18 protein-coding genes are annotated in these 16,671 nt (G+C 74.4%); 8 read left to right on the top strand and 10 right to left on the bottom strand.

Going from position 1 to position 16,671, the window contains the following annotated elements:
* Nucleotides 1–644: 644 nt before the first annotated feature.
* The gene (rpmB, locus tag GCL84_RS04850; RefSeq protein ID WP_018682090.1) at nt 645–836 is read right to left on the bottom strand and encodes a 50S ribosomal protein L28; all 192 of its coding nucleotides are present in this window, start codon (nt 834–836) and stop codon (nt 645–647) included.
* 175 nt (nt 837–1,011) lie between these two features.
* Between rpmB and GCL84_RS04845 the strand changes: the two genes are divergently transcribed.
* From GCL84_RS04845 to GCL84_RS04835, 3 genes are all read left to right on the top strand, one after another.
* Entirely contained in the window at nt 1,012–2,634 is a 1,623-nt protein-coding gene (locus GCL84_RS04845) for a DAK2 domain-containing protein (protein ID WP_156754134.1), read from the top strand.
* A 66-nt stretch (nt 2,635–2,700) separates the two neighbouring features.
* Entirely contained in the window at nt 2,701–4,872 is a 2,172-nt protein-coding gene (recG, locus tag GCL84_RS04840; protein WP_156754133.1) for an ATP-dependent DNA helicase RecG, read from the top strand.
* A complete protein-coding gene (locus tag GCL84_RS04835) occupies nt 4,872–5,438 on the top strand; it encodes a TetR/AcrR family transcriptional regulator (protein WP_156754128.1) in 567 nt (188 codons plus the stop codon). Before recG ends, GCL84_RS04835 begins: the two co-directional genes overlap by 1 nt.
* On the opposite strand, the gene GCL84_RS04830 is transcribed toward GCL84_RS04835, so the two are convergent.
* The 6 genes from GCL84_RS04830 to GCL84_RS04805 form a co-directional block, all read right to left on the bottom strand.
* Nucleotides 5,422–6,492 carry an alpha/beta hydrolase gene (locus GCL84_RS04830; protein WP_156754127.1) on the bottom strand — a complete coding sequence of 357 codons (1,071 nt, stop codon included), beginning with the start codon at nt 6,490–6,492 and terminating at the stop codon, nt 5,422–5,424. The genes GCL84_RS04835 and GCL84_RS04830 overlap by 17 nt on opposite strands.
* Nucleotides 6,493–6,552: 60 nt before the next feature.
* On the bottom strand, nt 6,553–6,840 hold the full coding sequence (locus GCL84_RS04825) for a hypothetical protein (protein ID WP_156754126.1): 288 nt from the start codon (nt 6,838–6,840) through the stop codon (nt 6,553–6,555).
* A gap of 63 nt (nt 6,841–6,903) precedes the next feature.
* A complete protein-coding gene (locus GCL84_RS04820; protein ID WP_235925997.1) occupies nt 6,904–8,073 on the bottom strand; it encodes a helix-turn-helix domain-containing protein in 1,170 nt (389 codons plus the stop codon).
* Between the two features lie 64 nt (nt 8,074–8,137).
* Nucleotides 8,138–8,812, bottom strand: coding sequence for a uracil-DNA glycosylase (locus tag GCL84_RS04815; RefSeq protein WP_156754124.1), 675 nt, complete (start codon nt 8,810–8,812; stop codon nt 8,138–8,140).
* Between the two features lie 11 nt (nt 8,813–8,823).
* Nucleotides 8,824–9,315: a GNAT family N-acetyltransferase gene (locus GCL84_RS04810; protein ID WP_156754123.1), complete on the bottom strand. Its 492-nt coding sequence runs from the start codon at nt 9,313–9,315 to the stop codon at nt 8,824–8,826.
* A 29-nt stretch (nt 9,316–9,344) separates the two neighbouring features.
* Nucleotides 9,345–10,298, bottom strand: coding sequence for a thiamine-phosphate kinase (locus tag GCL84_RS04805; protein WP_156754122.1), 954 nt, complete (start codon nt 10,296–10,298; stop codon nt 9,345–9,347).
* Nucleotides 10,299–10,423: 125 nt separating this feature from the next.
* On the opposite strand from GCL84_RS04805, the gene GCL84_RS04800 reads away from it, so the two are divergent.
* Entirely contained in the window at nt 10,424–10,657 is a 234-nt protein-coding gene (locus GCL84_RS04800) for an Lrp/AsnC ligand binding domain-containing protein (protein WP_156754121.1), read from the top strand.
* Between the two features lie 19 nt (nt 10,658–10,676).
* Nucleotides 10,677–11,279, top strand: a complete 603-nt coding sequence (locus tag GCL84_RS04795) for a DUF3515 domain-containing protein (RefSeq protein ID WP_407924365.1) — start codon at nt 10,677–10,679, stop codon at nt 11,277–11,279.
* 16 nt (nt 11,280–11,295) lie between these two features.
* Here GCL84_RS04795 and GCL84_RS04790 read toward each other — a convergent pair whose 3' ends face one another.
* A complete protein-coding gene (locus GCL84_RS04790; RefSeq protein WP_156754120.1) occupies nt 11,296–12,390 on the bottom strand; it encodes a D-alanine--D-alanine ligase family protein in 1,095 nt (364 codons plus the stop codon).
* 10 nt (nt 12,391–12,400) lie between these two features.
* A complete protein-coding gene (gene pdxR, locus GCL84_RS04785) occupies nt 12,401–13,843 on the bottom strand; it encodes a MocR-like pyridoxine biosynthesis transcription factor PdxR (RefSeq protein ID WP_156754119.1) in 1,443 nt (480 codons plus the stop codon).
* Between the two features lie 26 nt (nt 13,844–13,869).
* Here pdxR and GCL84_RS04780 point away from each other — a divergent pair, with 26 nt between their 5' ends.
* The gene (locus GCL84_RS04780; protein WP_197523024.1) at nt 13,870–14,568 is read left to right on the top strand and encodes a pyridoxamine 5'-phosphate oxidase family protein; all 699 of its coding nucleotides are present in this window, start codon (nt 13,870–13,872) and stop codon (nt 14,566–14,568) included.
* Here the strand turns inward: GCL84_RS04780 and GCL84_RS04775 are convergent.
* Nucleotides 14,529–15,005 carry a cysteine dioxygenase gene (locus GCL84_RS04775; protein WP_156754118.1) on the bottom strand — a complete coding sequence of 159 codons (477 nt, stop codon included), beginning with the start codon at nt 15,003–15,005 and terminating at the stop codon, nt 14,529–14,531. The genes GCL84_RS04780 and GCL84_RS04775 overlap by 40 nt on opposite strands.
* A gap of 264 nt (nt 15,006–15,269) precedes the next feature.
* On the opposite strand from GCL84_RS04775, the gene GCL84_RS04770 reads away from it, so the two are divergent.
* Together GCL84_RS04770 and GCL84_RS04765 are read left to right on the top strand one after the other, a co-directional pair.
* The gene (locus GCL84_RS04770) at nt 15,270–15,866 is read left to right on the top strand and encodes a sigma-70 family RNA polymerase sigma factor (protein WP_156754117.1); all 597 of its coding nucleotides are present in this window, start codon (nt 15,270–15,272) and stop codon (nt 15,864–15,866) included.
* Nucleotides 15,863–16,600: an anti-sigma factor gene (locus GCL84_RS04765; RefSeq protein ID WP_156754116.1), complete on the top strand. Its 738-nt coding sequence runs from the start codon at nt 15,863–15,865 to the stop codon at nt 16,598–16,600. The genes GCL84_RS04770 and GCL84_RS04765 overlap by 4 nt, the downstream gene beginning before the upstream one ends.
* The last annotated feature ends 71 nt before the right edge of the window (nt 16,601–16,671 follow it).

Genomic DNA, 16,671 nt, shown 5'->3' with positions numbered 1-16,671 from the left:
GCACCACCCACTGGCTGCCACCCATCCGACAACACCGCAGACCGAGTCAGCACCACCGAACCTCCACCCACCGTGGACGACTACCCACACCCTGCGAGAACGGTGATCCGAACACAGCCAAACCAGCACCACCCACCGTCTGCCCACCACAGCCCGACAACGCGCTGAACGAGCCAGCACCGCGCAGCGACGACCAGCAAGCACCACCACCGGGGGCCTTCAGCGTGCCCGCTCCGCGACACCAGGCGCGAGCCCCCTCCCGGGACGGCGGTCCGAGCACAGGCCGAATCGGCGCCTTCAGGCCCCCTCAGCCTGCGCGGGCGGTGGTCAAGCGCAGCCGAACTGGCACCACCCACTGACTCACCCCGGCCCGACAAGGCCACAGATCAGGCCTGCGCCGCACGTCGACGTCCAGCACCTCATCGTGCCCGCCCCGCGGCACCAGGCCGTGAACGCAGCCGAATCGGCGACGCCCGCAGGCCGACCCGCACCAGCGGGTCAGGTTCCTGCGGGGACGAGACCACCAAAGCGGGTGACCGGCACCGGAGAGATGACCTCTGCCGGCCGCGAACACCCGGGAAACGCCGAACCGGCGCCAGTGCGGGGCACTGGCGCCGGTTCGGATTGTTTGTCTGGGGCTCGACTCAGCCGCGAACGACCTTGCCCGCCTTGAGGCAGGAAGTGCACACGTTCAGGCGCTTGCGCTGGGAGATGCCCAGCCTGGCGTGCACGGTCTGGATGTTCGGGTTCCACCGACGGTTGGTTCGGCGGTTCGAGTGCGAGACCGACTTGCCGAAGCCTGGCCCCTTGCCACAGACGTCGCACACGGCAGCCACGTCGAACTCCTTCAGGTTGCGGGTGCCCGACGGCCGTGAGGCCAGGCGGGCGCACGTACTAGAACCCAGGCGGGGCCCAGGCGTCTGCACAGAGTAGCCCGTGCCGGTCAGCCGCTCCAAACCGGGTGCCCCGGCTACCCTCGCTGGCACGGACGGACGGCTGGAGGCCCGGTTGCTGGAGGCACTCGACGCGGGGGCGGTGCGGCGCTGGGCGGCGGCGGGGGTGCGGGCGCTGGACGCCCACCGGGCCGACATCGACCGGATCAACGTCTACCCCGTCGCCGACGGGGACACCGGGTCCAACCTGCTCGGCACGGCGCGGGCCGCGCTGGAGGCGCTGCTGCGCGCGCCGTCGGCGGAGCGGGCCGACGCGGGCGGGGCGGTCGGGGCGTTGGCGGCCGGGGCGCTGACCGGGGCGCGCGGGAACTCCGGGGTGATCCTGTCGCAGTTCCTGCGCGGGTTCGCCGAGGCGGTGCGCGGCAGACCCGCCCTCGACGGGCCGCTGCTGGGGGCGGCCCTGCGCGGCGGCGCGGAGCGGGCCACGCGGGCCATGGCCGAGCCGGTGCCGGGGACGATGATCACCGTGGCGCGGGCGGCCGCCGACGCCGCGGCGGCGGGTGGGTCGCTGCGCGAGGTGGCCGCGGCGAGCGTGCGGGCGGCGGTGACGGCGCTGGAGCACACGCCGAGGCAGTTGCGGGTGCTGGCCGACGCCGGGGTGGTCGACGCGGGCGGGCGCGGGGTGGTGGTGCTGCTGGAGGCGCTGCTGGCCGTGGTCGAGGAGCGCGAGCCGGACCTGCGGCCGGAGCCGACCACCGCGCCCAGGCGGGCCAACCCGCACGTCGCCGACCGGGAGGCCGGGTCGGACCTGTTCGCCTACGAGGTGATGTACCTGCTCGACGGGGTCGAGGAGGCCGCGGCCACCCGGCTGCGCGACGTGCTGGTGGGGCTGGGCGACTCGGTGTCGGTCGTCGGGGACGGCGCCGGGCTGTGGACCGTGCACGTGCACTGCAACGACGTCGGCGCGGCCATCGAGGCCGGGGTCGAGGTCGGCGGTCCGCGGCGGATCAGGGTGGCCCGGTTCGCCGACGCCGCCCCGGACGGCGGCGAGCGGTTCACCAGGGGCCGGGCCGTGGTGGCCCCGGTGCGCGGCGACGGCCTGGCCGAGCTGCTCATCGCCGAGGGGGTGTCGGTGCTGCGGGTCGACGACGGGCATGAGCCGACCCCGTACGAGCTGTTGCAGGTGATCACCGGGACCGGGGCCGCGCACGTCACCGTGCTGCCCGGCCACGCGGTGCTGATGGAGCTGGCCGACGAGGCGGCGATCCGCGCGGTCGCGGGCGGGCAGGACGTGGTCGTGGTGCCGTGCGCGTCGCCGGTGCAGGCGCTGGCCGCGATCGCCGTGCACGACCCGCGCAGGCGCGCCGGGGACGACGTGGTGGCCATGACCGAGGCCGCGGCGGCGACCAGGCGCGGGGAGGTGCGGGTGGCGGTGGAGGACGCGATCACCTGGATCGGCCCGTGCCGCGCGGGCGACGTGCTCGGCCTGGCCGACGGCGAGGTGGTGCTGGTCGAGCCGGGTCCGCCGGGGCCGGGGACGGTCACCAGGGCGGCGTGCGGGGTGGCCGCGCGGATGCTGGCCGCGGGCGGGGAGCTGGTGACTGCGCTGCTCGGCCGCGACGCCCCGGACGATCTGGAGGAGGCGCTGGCCGCGCACCTGCGCGCCGAGCGGCCCGACGCCGGCCTGGTCGTCTACCGGGGCGGGCAGACCGACACGGCGCTGGTCCTCGGACTGGAGTGAGAGCGTGTCGGACGGGCTCGACATAATCGGCCGCGCACCGACACGGGTATGGGAGGCGACACGGCGATGACGGCCCTGGGCGAGCGGCTGGACCGGGTGGTGGGCAAGAAGTCGGCCGACGCGCTGGCCTCGGCGTTCAGCCTGGAGAGCGCCGGGGACCTGCTGCGCCACTACCCCCGCCGCTACGCCGAGCGCGGACAGCTCACCGACATCGCGGGCCTGGAGGTCGGCGAGCACGTGACGGTGATGGCCAAGGTGGTGTCGGTGAACCGGCGGCAGATGCGCACCAAGCGCGGCAGCATCGTCGAGATCAAGCTGACCGACGGCAAGCGCGAGCTGGAGTGCGCGTTCTTCAACCAGCCGTGGCACATGGACAAGCTCAAGCCGGGCACCAGCGCCCTGTTCGCGGGCAAGGTGACCGCGTTCCGGCAGAAGCTGCAACTGGCCAACCCGGACTACCAGCTCCTCGACGCCGACCCCGACGACCCGGCCGCCGCGCCGCCGGTCGAGGAGTTCGCGGGCGGGCTGATCCCGGTCTACCCGTCCTCGGCGAAGATCCAGTCCTGGCAGATCGCGCAGTGCGTGCAGCAGGCGCTGGCGATGCTCGACGAGATCGAGGACCCGTTCCCCGAGCCGCTGCGCAAGCGCTTGAACGTCACCGCGTACGACACCGCGGTGCGGTCGATCCACCGCCCGGCGGAGTGGGCCGACCTGGAGACCGCCCGCACCCGCCTCAAGTGGGACGAGGCGCTGTCGCTGCAGCTCACCCTGGCCAAGCGGCGGTCGGCGGCGGGCGCGCGGCCCGCGCCCGCCTGCCCGCCCAAGCCCGGCGGTCTGCTCGACGCGTTCGACCGGCGGCTGCCGTTCACCCTGACCGCGGGCCAGGTCGAGGTGGGCGAGGCCGTCGCCGCCGACCTGGCGGGCACGGTGCCGATGAACCGGCTGCTGCAGGGCGAGGTCGGCTCCGGCAAGACGATCGTGGCACTGCGGGCGATGCTGCAGGTGGTCGACTCCGGCAGGCAGGCCGCGCTGCTGGCCCCGACCGAGGTCCTGGCCGCCCAGCACGCCCGGTCGCTGGCGGAGATGCTGGGCGACCTGGCGGGCGGCGGGCAGCTCGGCGGCGCGGAGAACGCCACGGCGCTGACGCTGCTGACCGGCTCGCTGTCGACGGCGCAGCGCAGGCAGGCCATGTTGGACGCGGCCAGCGGCGCGGCGGGCATCGTCGTCGGCACGCACGCGCTGATCCAGGACAAGGTGGCCTTCGCCGACCTGGGGTTCGTCGTGGTCGACGAGCAGCACCGCTTCGGCGTCGAGCAGCGCGACGCCCTGCGCGCCAGGGCGGGCGAGCTGACCCCGCACGTGCTGGTGATGACCGCGACGCCGATCCCGCGCACGGTCGCGATGACCGTCTACGGCGACCTGGAGACCTCGGCGCTGCGCGAGCTGCCCGCCGGCCGGTCGCCGATCTCGACGACCGTGGTGCCGGTCGCGGAGAAGCCCGCGTGGCTGGGCCGGGTGTGGCAGCGGGTGCGCGAGGAGGTCGAGTCCGGGCACCAGGCCTACGTCGTCTGCCCGCGCATCGGCGACGAGGACACCCCGCCCTCGGACAACGGCTCCGACCGCCGCCCCCCGCTCGCGGTCGCCGACGTCGCCCCGGGCCTGGCCGCCGACGAGCTCAAGGGCCTGCGCGTCGACGTCCTGCACGGGCGGATGGCGCCGGAGGACAAGGACCGGGTGATGCGCGCGTTCGCCGCGGGCGAGGTCGACGTGCTGGTGGCCACCACGGTCGTCGAGGTCGGCGTGAACGTCCCCAACGCCACCGCCATGGTCATCCTCGACGCGGACCGCTTCGGCGTCAGCCAGCTCCACCAGCTCCGCGGCCGGGTGGGCCGGGGATCGGCGCCGGGCGTGTGCCTGCTGGTCACCGAGGTCCCCGGCGGCACCTCGACCAGAGAGCGGCTCGACGCCGTCTCCTCCACATTGGACGGTTTCGAGCTGGCCCGGCTCGACTTGGAACTGCGCCGCGAGGGCGACATCCTCGGCTCGTCGCAGTCCGGCGCCAAGTCCGGCCTGAAGATGCTGTCGCTGCTGCGCGACGAGGCGATCATCGCCGACGCGCGGGTGGTGGCCCAGGCGCTGATCGGCGAGGACCCGGACCTGGACGCCTACCCCGGCCTGGCGGGCATGGTCGCCCAGGTCGTCCGCGAGGACAAGGCCGAGTACCTGGAGAAGGCGTAGTGCCCCGCAACCGCAGGCCCCGCGACAGCGACGAGAAGCGCGGCGAGATCGTCACCGCCGCCCGCGCGCTGTTCGCGGCCCGCGGCTACGAGGCGGTGTCCATGCAGCGCATCGCCGCCGACTCCGGCGTCGCCGCCAACACGATCTACTGGTACTTCCCCGGCAAGGACGACCTGTTCATCGCCGTCTTGGACCAGGTCTTGGCCGAGGCGAGCACACGGGCCCTGAGCGAGGGTCAGAAGCCGCTTGCCGACCAGCTGCTGGACATCGTGTCGGAGCTGGACCAGGTCAACCGGTTGGTGGCCTCGGTGCACGCGAGGGTGGCGTACTCGGACCGCGTCCGCGAGTGGCACGACGGGTTCCACGCGGGCAGTGAGGCGTTGCTGCGCGCGCGGCTCGCCGAGCTCGGTGTGCCGGAGGAGCGGCTGGACCCAGTGGTGCGCATCGGGGTCTTCACGATCGAGGGGCTGCTGACGCACACCCCGGACGCGGAGCAGCGGCGGGGTGTGGTCGCTGCATACGTCCAGAGCGCGGAGAGTCTCGCGGGGGTCAGGCGAAGCTCTTAGCGAGGAACTCTGTCTGGTCGGCCACGGCCTGCTCGAACGCCTCGCCGATGTAGATGTCGAAGTGGTCCAGGTCGTAGCGCCGCACCTGGACGTGGGCGTGTCCCTCGGCGTAGCGGCGGGTGGCGGCGGCGGGAGCGGCGGAGTCGCGGTCGCACACGCTCAGGAGCACCGGAGCGGTGATCCGGCCGAGGTCGGCGCCGGGCCGGTAGAACGGCAGCCGCAGGACGAGCCGGGCGGCGAGGGCGTTGGCCGCGGCGAAGCTGCCCCCGGGACCGTTGAGGACGCCCCAGATCGAGTCGCGCCCGATCGGGGTGGCGGCGGGGTCGAACCCGTCGGCCCCGCTGAGCCGCATTCCCGGTGGCAGCGCGCGCCGCAGCGGCCCCAGCCTGCGAACGGCCGCACTGGTGCGTCGCGAGAGGACGGTTCCCTCCGGCACCAGCCGCGCGGCCCCCGCCATCGCCCCGCGCGCCACCAGGAACGCGGGCATCCACCACACCCCCGCCATGGGCATCAGCAGCGGACGCGCACCGAACCGCGCCCGCACGGCGTCAACGACGGCGGCCACCCCCAACCAGAGCGCGCTCACCGGGCCGCTGCGGATGCGGGAGAGCAGGGACGCCGGGCCGCTGGTGAACGGGCACTGCGCCACCACCGCCGCCACACCGTGGTCCTGGGCGGCGGTGGAGAGGGCGTGCCCGCCGCCGAAAGAGGTGCCCCAGACGGCGATCCGCGCGGAGTCGACCCCGGGCAGCGACCGCCCGAACGCCAACGCCGCCCGCCAGTCCGCGAGCTGCGCGCCGATGTCGAGCATCTGCCGAGGCTCGCCACCACTGGCGCCGAGGTAGCGGTAGTCGAAGACCAGAACAGCCCACCCCTGCTCCGCGAACCGCTCAGCGAACGCGTCGAGCCGCCACTCCCGCACCGCCCCCAGCCCGTGCGCCATGACCACCAGCGGCACCGGCCCCTCGACACCCACGGGCCGGTAGAGCCAAGCGGCGCACCGCGTCCCATCCGAGTCGAAGTCCACGTCCGCGCGGTCCCACGTGCCGCCCATAGCCGCCTCCACACTGTCTTGATCGCTGTTCAAGAAGAACGGTAGAGGGTTTCTTGAACGTCAGTCAAGAAGAGGTGAGGGGATCGCGTCCGCGACACGGCGGCTGGGTGGTCGTGTCAGCGAGATCGCTGTCACAACCGCCTCGAAGGTGTCGAAGGACTCGTGGTCGCAGCGCCCGGTGGAGAGCGCCGAACAAGCGCCGCGGGCCGCGCGGACCAATTCGTGGAACAGGTCGACGCGGGCGGGACCCTGCTGGGCGTCAGGGACGTCCAGCAGTGTTCCCACCGCGCCGGTCAGATCGGCCAGCAGGGCCGTGGCCAGGCGTAGTGCCTCGTGCTCGGAATGCATGCCGCGACGCCAGGAGTCGCAGGACCGCGCGCCTTGCCACGGCGGCAAGGTCACTCCGGTGGGTTAGCGGAGGCCCGCGCGGTGGGCCATTCCGCGCAGCTCACGGCCGACGGCGTCGTTGGGCGCCTTGGTGACCAGTTCGGCGAGGACGGCCCTGGTGAACGGGTGCCGGTGGACCCGCGCGGGGCTGATCCGCTCCGCTTCGCGGAGCGCGCGCACGGCGTCCGCGCGGCGGCCGCGGACGCGGGTGAGGGCTCGGCCCCGGTCGGCCCAGTAGGCGGCGCGGCGTTGCGGGGAGGGGATGGCGTTCGGGGACACGGTGTCGGACAGGCGCGCGGCGGCGGCGTGGTCGCCGAGTTCCAGCGCGACGGCCATCCGCCACACGGCGACGTTGCTGACCCCGAACCCGAAGTGCAGGGCATTGCCCTCGCCGACCCGCGCGGCCAGGTCGGCGGCCTCGTCGAGGGCGGCGTGCCCGTCTCCGGTGCGGGTCGCCGCGGCCAGCAGCGAGTCGGTGAACACGAGCATCCCGGTGGCCTGGACCTCGACGGGAGTGCGGGTCGGGCGCGGGGCGGCGGCCAGCGCGCCCGCGGCCAGGTCGAGTGCGCCGGCCGCGAGCAGGCCGTGCGCGACGCCGAACGCGGCGACCTGGGCGGTCACGGGGTCGTCGAGGGTGTCGGCCGCGCGCTGGGCCAGCACGGCCGCCTGCCACCCCAGGTCGAGCGGGGAACCCACGTCGCGCAGCCAGGCCTGCGTGCCCTGGACGTGCAGCAGGGCGAGCAGGCGCCGCACCCGCCGGGTGTCCCGCCCGGCGGCCTCGGTGGCGTGCGCGTCGCGGATGAGGGCGGGCAGCCCCGCGCCGACGACCTCGTGCCCGCACCGCTGCTGGGCGGTCAACACCCCGTCCACCCGCTCGGCGAGCACGTCGACGGGCAGCACCTGTCCGCCTGCCGCACCCACGCCCACCGCGAGCAGGGCGCGCCGCACGTCGTCCACCGCGGCCTCGGACCCGTCGGGGTCCGGTCCCGACGCCGCCTCGTCCGCCAACTCGGCGGGCGACACCTCGAGGGCGTTGGCGAGCGCGATGATCAGGGATCGCCGGTCGAGGGCGCGCTGGCCGCGCTCGAGCTTGGACAGGTGCCCCTCGCTGATCCCCGCCAGCCCAGCGACCACGGCGAGCGACTTGCCGCGCGCGTGCCGGATACCGCGGATGCCGCGGCCGATGTCGGACACGGGCACCTCCCCGTTCGGGCAGTGACGCGACATCCAGGCTACGCGTCGCCCGGGGGCGCGAGTGCTAGGGAAGCCGCCAGTCCACCGCCTCGCCGCCCTGTTCGATCAGCAGTTCGTTTGCCCGGCTGAAGGGCTTGGAGCCGAAGAAGCCCGCGTGCGCGGACAGCGGGCTGGGGTGGGCCGACTCGATGGCGGGGACGGTGCCGAGCATGGGCTTGAGGTTGCGGGCGTTGCGGCCCCACAGGATCGCCACCAGCGGGCCGCCGCGGGCGGCGAGGGCCTTGATGGCCTGTTCGGTGACCGGCTCCCAGCCCTTGTTCTGGTGGGAGTTGGCCTTGCCGGGCTGGACGGTCAGGGCCCTGTTGAGCAGGAGGACGCCGTGTTCGGCCCAGGGGGTCAGGTCGCCGTTGGCGGGCTTGGGGTGGCCCAGGTCCTCTTGGTACTCCTTGTAGATGTTGATCAGGCTCTTGGGGATCGGGCGGACGTCGGGGGCGACGGAGAAGGACAGGCCCACGGCGTGGCCGGGGGTGGGGTAGGGGTCCTGGCCGACGATGAGCACGCGGACGTCGGCGAAGGGCTGCTGGAAGGCGCGCAGGACGTTCTCCCCCGCGGGCAGGTAGCGGCGCCCCTCGGCGATCTCCGTGCGGAGGAACTCGCCCATGGTGGCGATCTGGTCTGCGACGGGGGCGAGGGCCTGGGCCCACCCCGCCTCGACGATCTCGGAAAGCGGTTTCGGCACGGCGGTGGAGCCTACCGGTGCGGGGGCCCGGCCTCGGCGGGGCCGGTCGCGGGCAGATTCTTGCCCAGGTAGACCGATTCGGGCTCGTCGGCGTAGTAGCCGAACGACTCGACCGGGACGTAGCCTGCGGACTCGTAGAGGGCGATGGCCTCGGGCTGCTTGGTGCCGGTCTCCAGCACCAGGGTGTGGCGCGCGGCGGCGGCCGCGGTGCGCTCCAGTTCGGCCAGCACGGCGCGCGCCAGGCCGCGGCCGCGCGCGGCCGGGCTGACGTACATGCGCTTGATCTCCGCCTCGTGCCCGCCGCGCGCCCGCCACCCGCCCGTGGCCACGGGCGCCCCGTCGAGGTAGGCGACGAGGAACAGGCCGCGCGGCGGGGCGAACTGGGCCGGGTCGACCGGGGTGAGGTCGACGCCGCCGTAGCGGACCACGTACTCCCGCCGCACCTCGGCGATCAGCCGGGCCGAGTCGGGGTGGTCGTAGGACAGGTGTTCCAAGCGGTGCACATCCCATTGTGGACCACGCGGCGCGCGCCTCAGCGCCAGTGCTGCCAGCCCACCGCGCCCTGGTAGGCCTTCCCGTCGACGGTGACGCCCTCGCCCCGGCCGACGGTGCCGATGGTGTGCCAGCCCTTGGGCACCGAGTGCGGGCCGGGGAACGTGGCGGCCAGCGCGTGGTCCTCGCCGCCGGTCAGCACCCAGTGCCTGGGGTCGCCGCCGAGCGCGGAGGCGACGTCGACCAGCCGCTGGTGCACCTGGACCAGGTCGGTGCGCACGTCGATGGCGACCGAGGAGGCGGCGCCGATGTGGCCGAGGTCGGCGAGCAGGCCGTCGGAGACGTCGATCATCGCGGTGGCCCCGGCCTCGGCCGCGTCGACGCCCGCGGCGTAGGGCGGCTCGGGGGCGCGGTGCGCGGCGACGACGTTGACCGGGGAGCGGAAACCGCGGCGCAGCACGGCGAGCCCGGCGGCGCTCCAGCCCAGGTTGCCCGCCACCGCGACGACGTCGCCGGGCATGGCCCCGCCCCGGAGCACCGGGGCCCGGCCGCCCAGGTCGCCCAGCGCGGTGATGGATATCACCACGGCAGGCCCGGAGGTGGTGTCGCCGCCGACGACCCCGGCACGGCCGCGGCCCGCCTCGGCGAAGATCCCGGCGAAGATGCCGTCGATGACCGGGACCTTCGTCGTCGGCGGGCAGGCCAGACCGACGAGCACGGCGGTGGGCGAGGCGCCCATCGCGGCGATGTCGGCGAGGTTGGCGGCGACGGCCTTGTGCCCCACGTGCACGGGGTCGGACCAGTCGAAGCGGAAGTGCACGCCCTCCACCAGCACGTCGGTGCACGCGACCACCCGGCCGTCGCCCGCGACCACCACCGCGGCGTCGTCGCCCGGCCCGAGCAGGGTGGTGGCGGGCTGGCGCCTGCCACCGACCACCCGCTCGATGAGCCCGAACTCGCCGAGTTCGGCGACCGTCTCCGGCTCAGGTCCCACCCGTTCCTCCGATCACCGACAGTTGGACAACCCACCAACGGATCCCCCACCGAGACGCGAGACTGGGGTACGTTGCTGGACACGTTCCTACCTCTTGGGGACACCTAGCCGCGAAGGGGCGCGCCGTGGTCCACGCATACATCCTGATCCAGACCGAGGTGGGCAAGGCCGCGGAGGTGGCGGGGGAGATCGCCGGGCTGCCCGGCGTGACGACCGCGGAGGATGTCACCGGGCCCTACGACGTGATCGTGCGCGCCGAGGCCGACAACGTCGACCTGCTCGGGCAGCTCGTCGTCGCCAACATCCAGAACGTCGACGGCATCACGCGCACCCTGACCTGCCCGGTGGTCCACCTCTGAGCCGTGGTCAACTGATCGGGTGACAGAGGACGCCACCACGACCGAGCCCGCCGCCGGACGCCAGCCGCCCCCGGGCCTGTCCACCCGGGCGATCGCCGTCGCCGCCGTCCTGGGCGTGCTCCTGGCCGTGGGCATCGTCGTGGCCGGGCAGCTCCTCGGCGGCGCGAGCGACACCCCCGCCCAGTCCCCAGCGCCGACCCCGCGCACCGGCCCGCTGGGCCTGGTCCCGGTCGACTCCCCCGACGCCGCCTCCGCCTCGTGCTCGGCGCTGGTCGGCGCCCTGCCCGAGGCCCTGCCCAACAACGGCGGGGCGCTCGACCGGCTCCCGCTGGCCGACCCGGCCCCGGTCGGCGCCGCCGCCTGGGGCGACCGGGTCGGTGAGCCGGTGGTGCTGCGGTGCGGGCTGGCCAAGCCCGCCGAGCTGACCCCGACGTCGCAGCTGCGGGTCGTGTCGGGCGTGCAGTGGCTGCCCGTCGAGGGAACGGGCGCGGCGACCTGGTTCGCGGTCGACCGACCGGTGTTCGTCGCGCTGACGCTGCCGGACGGCCTGGGGACCGGACCGCTGCAGAAGGTGTCCGAAGTGGTGGGTCAGGCCCTGCCCGCGCAGCCGGTCCGCCCCTAGGGCGTGCTCCTGGCGGTCAGCGCAGGCCGGTGCCCCGCGTCAGGGCCGTCTCGACCAGGGTGCTGAGCAGGGACGGGTAGTCGACGCCCGTCGTCGCCCACATCTTCGGGTAGGCGGAGGTGGGGGTGAAGCCGGGCATGGTGTTGACCTCGTTGACGGTCAACCCGCCGTCCTGGCCGACGAAGAAGTCGACCCGCGCGAGGCCCTGGCAGTCCAGGGCGCGGAAGGCTTCGACAGCCATCGCCCGCAACCGCTCGGTGACGTCGTCGTCGAGCTTGGCCGGGATGTCCAGCTCCGCCACGGCGTCGACGTACTTGGCGTCGAAGTCGTACCAGTCGACCGAGTCGTCGGTGAGGCGGACCTCGGCCGGGACCGAGGCCTCGACGCGGCCGTCGGGGAACTCCAGGACGCCGCACTCGACCTCGCGGCCGACGACGGCGGCCTCGATGAGGACCTTGGGGTCGATGGCGCGGGCGGCGGCGACGGCGGCGGGCAGGTCGTCCCAGGAGGTGACGCGGCTGATGCCGGTAGACGAGCCCGCGCGCGACGGCTTGACGAACACCGGCAGGCCCAGGTGGTCGCGCTCGGCGTCGGTGAGGGTCAGCGCGCCGCGGCGCAGCTCCACGAAGCGGCCGACGGGCAGGCCCGCCGCGGCCAGGAGCCGCTTGGTGAAGCCCTTGTCCATCGCCACCGCCGAGGCCAGCACGCCCGGTCCCACGTAGGCGACGCCGACCATCTCGAGCAGGCCCTGGATGGTGCCGTCCTCGCCGTAGGCGCCGTGCAGCAGCGGGAACACCACGTCCACGCCGCTGACGACCTCGCCCTCGCGGCCGGGCTCGAGCACCACCAGGCCGACCGAGGTCGGGTCGGCGGGCAGGGTCAGCGCGGTGCCCTCGGTGATCGTGGGCAGCGCGCGGTCGGTGATGCGCAGCGCCGAGGGGTCCTCCGGGCCCAGCACCCACGAGCCCTCGCGGGTGATGCCGACGGCCACGACCTCGTAGGCCGACGGGTCGAGGTTGGCCAGCACCCCGGCCGCCGACAGGCAGGAGACGGCGTGCTCGGTGCTGCGCCCGCCGAACACGACGGCGACGCGGATCTTCGGACTGGCCATGGCCGGGACACTACCGGGGGGCGGTGAGCAGCTCGGCCAGCACCGGCAGGGCCGCGGCGAGCTGCTCGCGCGAGCACGCGGCGTAGCCGAGCGCGATGCCCGACCAGACCTGCCTGCCCTGGTGGTGGCGGCCGAGACCGTCGAGCACCAGGCCCAGCGGCCGGGCCGCGTCGATCACCGCGCGCTCGGCGGCCGGGTCCGGCAGCGGGACGACGATGTGCGCGCCCGCGTCGTCGCCGAGCAGGTCCAGCCCGGCCCCGCGCAGCGCCTTGACGATCATGTCGCGGCGCTCGGAGAGCTCCCGGCGCAGCCTGCGCAGGTGCCTGCCCAGGTCGCCGTTGCGGGCCAGCTCGACCACGACGAGCTGACCCGCGGCGGCCGGGCTGGTGCCGGTCTCGTCGCGGTGCTCGAGCACCGAGGTGACCACCTGCGGCGGCGCGACCATCCACCCGGCGCCCAGGGTCGGGCTGAGGATCTTGCTGGTGGTGCCCAGGTGCACCACGACGTCCGGGGCGAGCGCGGCCAGCAGCGGCAGCGGCGCCACGTCGTAGCGCAGCTCGCCGTCGTAGTCGTCCTCGACGACCAGCCAGCCCGCGCGGCGGGCCCGCTCGACCAGCTCCACCCGCCGCCCCGCCGACATCCGCCTGCCCAGCGGGTACTGGTGCGCGGGCGAGCAGTAGACGGCGCGGGCGCCCGCGGGCACGGCGTCGGGCAGCGGCCCGTCGGCGTCGATGGGCAGGCTGACCACGCGCATCCCGGCGGCCCGGAACGCGGCGACGGCGCGCTGGTAGCCGGGGTCCTCCACCGCGACCGTGTCGCCGCGGCGCAGCACGGACGCGGCGATCTCGCCGACGGCGGCGGTGGTGCCGCCGGTGGCCAGCACCGACTCGCCGCGCCCGCCCTCGTCGAACTCGCCGCTGACCCGCAGACCGCGGTGGCGCAGCAGGTGCTCGGCCACGGCCGCCCGGTAGGCCGGGACGCCCGCGCGCTCGGGGCGGCTGAGCGGGGCCCGGTCCGCGGCCCCGCGCCAGGCCCGCCGCCACGCGGCCCGGTCGATCCCGCCGACCCAGGGCGCGCCCGGCCGCAGGTCGACGGCGGGACCGGTGACCGAGGCGGCGCGCGGCGGCCGGGGGCGGGCGCGCGGGGCGCCGGGCGGGGCGGTGGTGACGTAGGTGCCCGAGCCGTGCCTGCCCGCGATCCAGCCCTCGGCGTGCAACTGCTCGTAGGCGGCGGCGGTGACGGTGCGGCTGACCGCGAGCTGGGTGGCCAGCGCCCGGGTCGAGGGCAGCCGGTCGCCCGCGCGCAGCCTGCCGTCGGCGGCGAAGGCGCGCAGCTCCTCGGCGAGCTGCACCGCCAGCGGGGTGGCCGAACCGCGGTCCAGCTTCACCGGCAGGGCGGGGCTGTCTGCCACGAGTGGCCTCCTGAAATCACTTGGCTTTGGCTCTACAAGCATGCCACCTGACCCCGGAGACTGGACGGGTGAACACCCCACCCACCCCGCCGCTGTCCGCGACCGACCGCTCGACGATCCGCAGGGGCCGCAAGCGCGCCGTGACCGAGCGGGACGCGCTGTGGTCGGTGCTCGACGCGGGGCTCGTGTGCCACCTGTCCACGGTCGTCGACGGCGCGCCGCTGGTGCTGCCCACCGGGTACGGCCGCGCCGGGGACACGATGTTCGTCCACGGCTCCACCGGCGCGCTGAGCCTGCGCACGGCCGCGGCGGGGATCGAGGTGTGCGTCGCGGTGACCGTCCTCGACGGCCTGGTCTACGCCCGCTCCGTGTTCCACCACTCGATGAACTACCGCTCGGCGGTCGTGCACGGCACGGCCGTGGCGGTGACCGGCGCGGACGCCAAGGCCGAGGCCCTGCGGGTCATCACCGAGCACCTGACCCCGGGCTCCTGGGACCACGCCCGCCCGCCGAACGGGCGCGAGCTGGCGAAGACGGCCGTGCTCTCGATCGACCTGGCGGAGGCGGCGGTGAAGATCCGCGCGGGCGGGCCGGGCGACGACCCCGACGACGTCGCCGCCGACACCGCGTGGGCCGGGCACGTGCCGCTGGCGCTGACCCGCGGCACGCCCGTTCCCGCTGCCGACCTGCCGGGGACCTGGTCGGTCCCCGGCCACGTCGCCACCGGTCAGAGCGGCTCAGGTCCGGTCACGGGGTCCAGGCGGTAGCGGCCGAGCACGGGCCTCGACGACCGGTAGACGTGGATGCTGATGGCGGGGTCCGGGCCCGGGTTGTGCACGGTGTGGACGTACCCGGGGGCGAACACCCGGGACTGGCCCGCCACCAGGGTGTGCAGCGCCTGGCGGGGGTGGCCCCGGTGGGCCACCTGCTCGGCGAGGGTGCCGGACACGACGGTGAACGCGCCGGTGGTGTCGGAGTGGTCGTGCAGACCGGTGGTCTGGCCGGGGAGCCAGGCCATCAGCCAGACCTCCTGGTCGGCGGTGCGCTCGACCAGGGTCGCGTAGCGCTCTTCTGGGTCGTACCGCAGCTTCGAGCGCCAGCGGTCGCGGTCGGCGGCGACGGCCAGCGCGACCCGCACGGGGTGGCTGACGAGCGCGTCGAGCGCGGTGGTGGACGGGACGGTGTTCGCGGGAACGTCGAACATGGGGGGCCTACGCAACTTTCCTGTGAGGGTGGACGTCCGAGGGGGACCGGGTCACCGACAGGAACAGAGCGCGCGGCAGACCGGGCGGGCATCCCGCACAGGGGTCTCGACACGCGTGATCACGGGACTACCCAACCAGGAGCGCTCGGCGGTCGCCACCTGGTCCACTGGGTGGGAAACACCAGTTCGTGGTGCCACCCATCCGCGCGTGGCACCCGTTCCGAATGCGCTGTGGCGGGAGAACCGGACGAGAGCAGGGTGAAGATGGCCGAACGAGTGAGACGGATCGCCGAGGTCCCGGCGGTGGCGCCGTCCCCACCGGACGCCGCAGACTTGCTCCAGCAGGTGGCCCGCGGGGACGAGCACGCCTTCGAGGGCCTTTACGACCTGGTGTCGGGACCGGTGTACGGACTGGTGCGGCGCATCGTGCGCGACCCCGCGCAATCGGAGGAGGTGACCCAGGAAGTGATGTTGGAGCTCTGGCGCACCGCCGCCCGGTACGCCCCGGAGCGCGGCAGCGCGATGACCTGGGTGATGACCCTCGCCCACCGGCGGGCGGTCGACCGGGTCCGCTCCGCGCAGGCCGCCACCGACCGCGAGGACCGGGCGCACCGCAGGGAGACCACGCGGGAGTTCGACGAGGTGGCCGAGGTGGTGAGCACCCGGCTCGAGCACGAGCAGGTGCGCCGCTGCCTGTCGACCCTGACGGACTTGCAGCGGGAGTCGGTCGAACTGGCCTACTACCGCGGACTGACCTACCGGGAGGTGTCCGAACTGCTCGGCACCCCGCTCGGAACCATCAAGACCCGATTGCGCGACGGACTCATCCGCATGCGCGACTGCCTGGGGGTGGCCCGATGAACGCAGACATCCACGCGTTGACGGGGGCGTACGCGCTCAACGCCATACCCGAGTTCGAACGCGCCGAGTTCGAACGCCACCTCGTCGAGTGCGAGTCGTGCGCCCAGGAGGTGCGCGAGCTGCGGGCCACCGCGACCCGCTTGGGCGAGGCCGCGTCCGAGGCGCCCCCGCCGGAGCTCAAGGCCCGGGTGCTGGCCCGCATCGCCGAGGTCCGCCAGCTCCCACCGGTCGACGACCTCAGCGCTCGCCGGGAGCGGCGGTCGGGGGTCCCGCTGGCCACCAAGCTGTTCGGCGCGGCCGCTGCCGTCCTCATGGTCGTCTCGGTGTCGCTGGGCGTGCTGCTCGTGCGCAACGGCAACGAGCTCGACCAGTCGCGTGATCAGGCGGCGGCGATGTCCAACCTGCTGTCCGCTGGGGACGCCAAGGTTGTGTCCGGGACCGCCGCGGGCGGTCTCAGCGGCACGGTGCTGCTCTCCCGGGACCGCGGGCAGGTGATGCTGTTGGCGGGCAACGTGCCCGCTGCGCCGGACGGGAAGATCTACCAGGTCTGGCTGATGGGCGAGGGGGCGCCGAAGTCGATCGGGCTGATGGCGCCGAACGCGTCGGGGCAGGCTTCGCTGTTGAACACCGGAGGGATCGGGGGTGCGCAGAACATCGGTGTGACTGTGGAGCCGAGCGGTGGGTCTGCGACGCCTAGTCCGGATGTGGTGATGCAGATGGAGTTGCCTGTTTAGGGGTGTTCCGACGGCCGGGTCTCCTTGTGGGGCCCGGCTGTCGGTTTGGTGGGGCGCTTTGGTGGGGTGCT

The sequence above is a fragment of the Actinokineospora pegani genome (genome assembly GCF_009745975.1).
Taxonomy (GTDB): Bacteria; Actinomycetota; Actinomycetes; order Mycobacteriales; family Pseudonocardiaceae; genus Actinokineospora; species Actinokineospora pegani.
The sequence above is the reverse complement of the archived record's forward strand: the minus strand, read 5'-3'. Positions and strand labels throughout refer to the sequence as shown.

What these genes read in the sequence shown, in the direction of transcription:
- recG (WP_156754133.1), top strand. Translation starts at nt 2,701, where the DNA reads ATGACGGCCCTGGGCGAGCGGCTGGACCGGGTGGTGGGCAAGAAGTCG.
- GCL84_RS04830 (WP_156754127.1), bottom strand. Translation starts at nt 6,492, where the DNA reads ATGGGCGGCACGTGGGACCGCGCGGACGTGGACTTCGACTCGGATGGG.
- GCL84_RS04825 (WP_156754126.1), bottom strand. Translation starts at nt 6,840, where the DNA reads ATGCATTCCGAGCACGAGGCACTACGCCTGGCCACGGCCCTGCTGGCC.
- GCL84_RS04790 (WP_156754120.1), bottom strand. Translation starts at nt 12,390, where the DNA reads ATGGCCAGTCCGAAGATCCGCGTCGCCGTCGTGTTCGGCGGGCGCAGC.
- pdxR (WP_156754119.1), bottom strand. Translation starts at nt 13,843, where the DNA reads ATGCTTGTAGAGCCAAAGCCAAGTGATTTCAGGAGGCCACTCGTGGCA.
- GCL84_RS04775 (WP_156754118.1), bottom strand. Translation starts at nt 15,005, where the DNA reads ATGTTCGACGTTCCCGCGAACACCGTCCCGTCCACCACCGCGCTCGAC.
- GCL84_RS04770 (WP_156754117.1), top strand. Translation starts at nt 15,270, where the DNA reads ATGGCCGAACGAGTGAGACGGATCGCCGAGGTCCCGGCGGTGGCGCCG.
- GCL84_RS04765 (WP_156754116.1), top strand. Translation starts at nt 15,863, where the DNA reads ATGAACGCAGACATCCACGCGTTGACGGGGGCGTACGCGCTCAACGCC.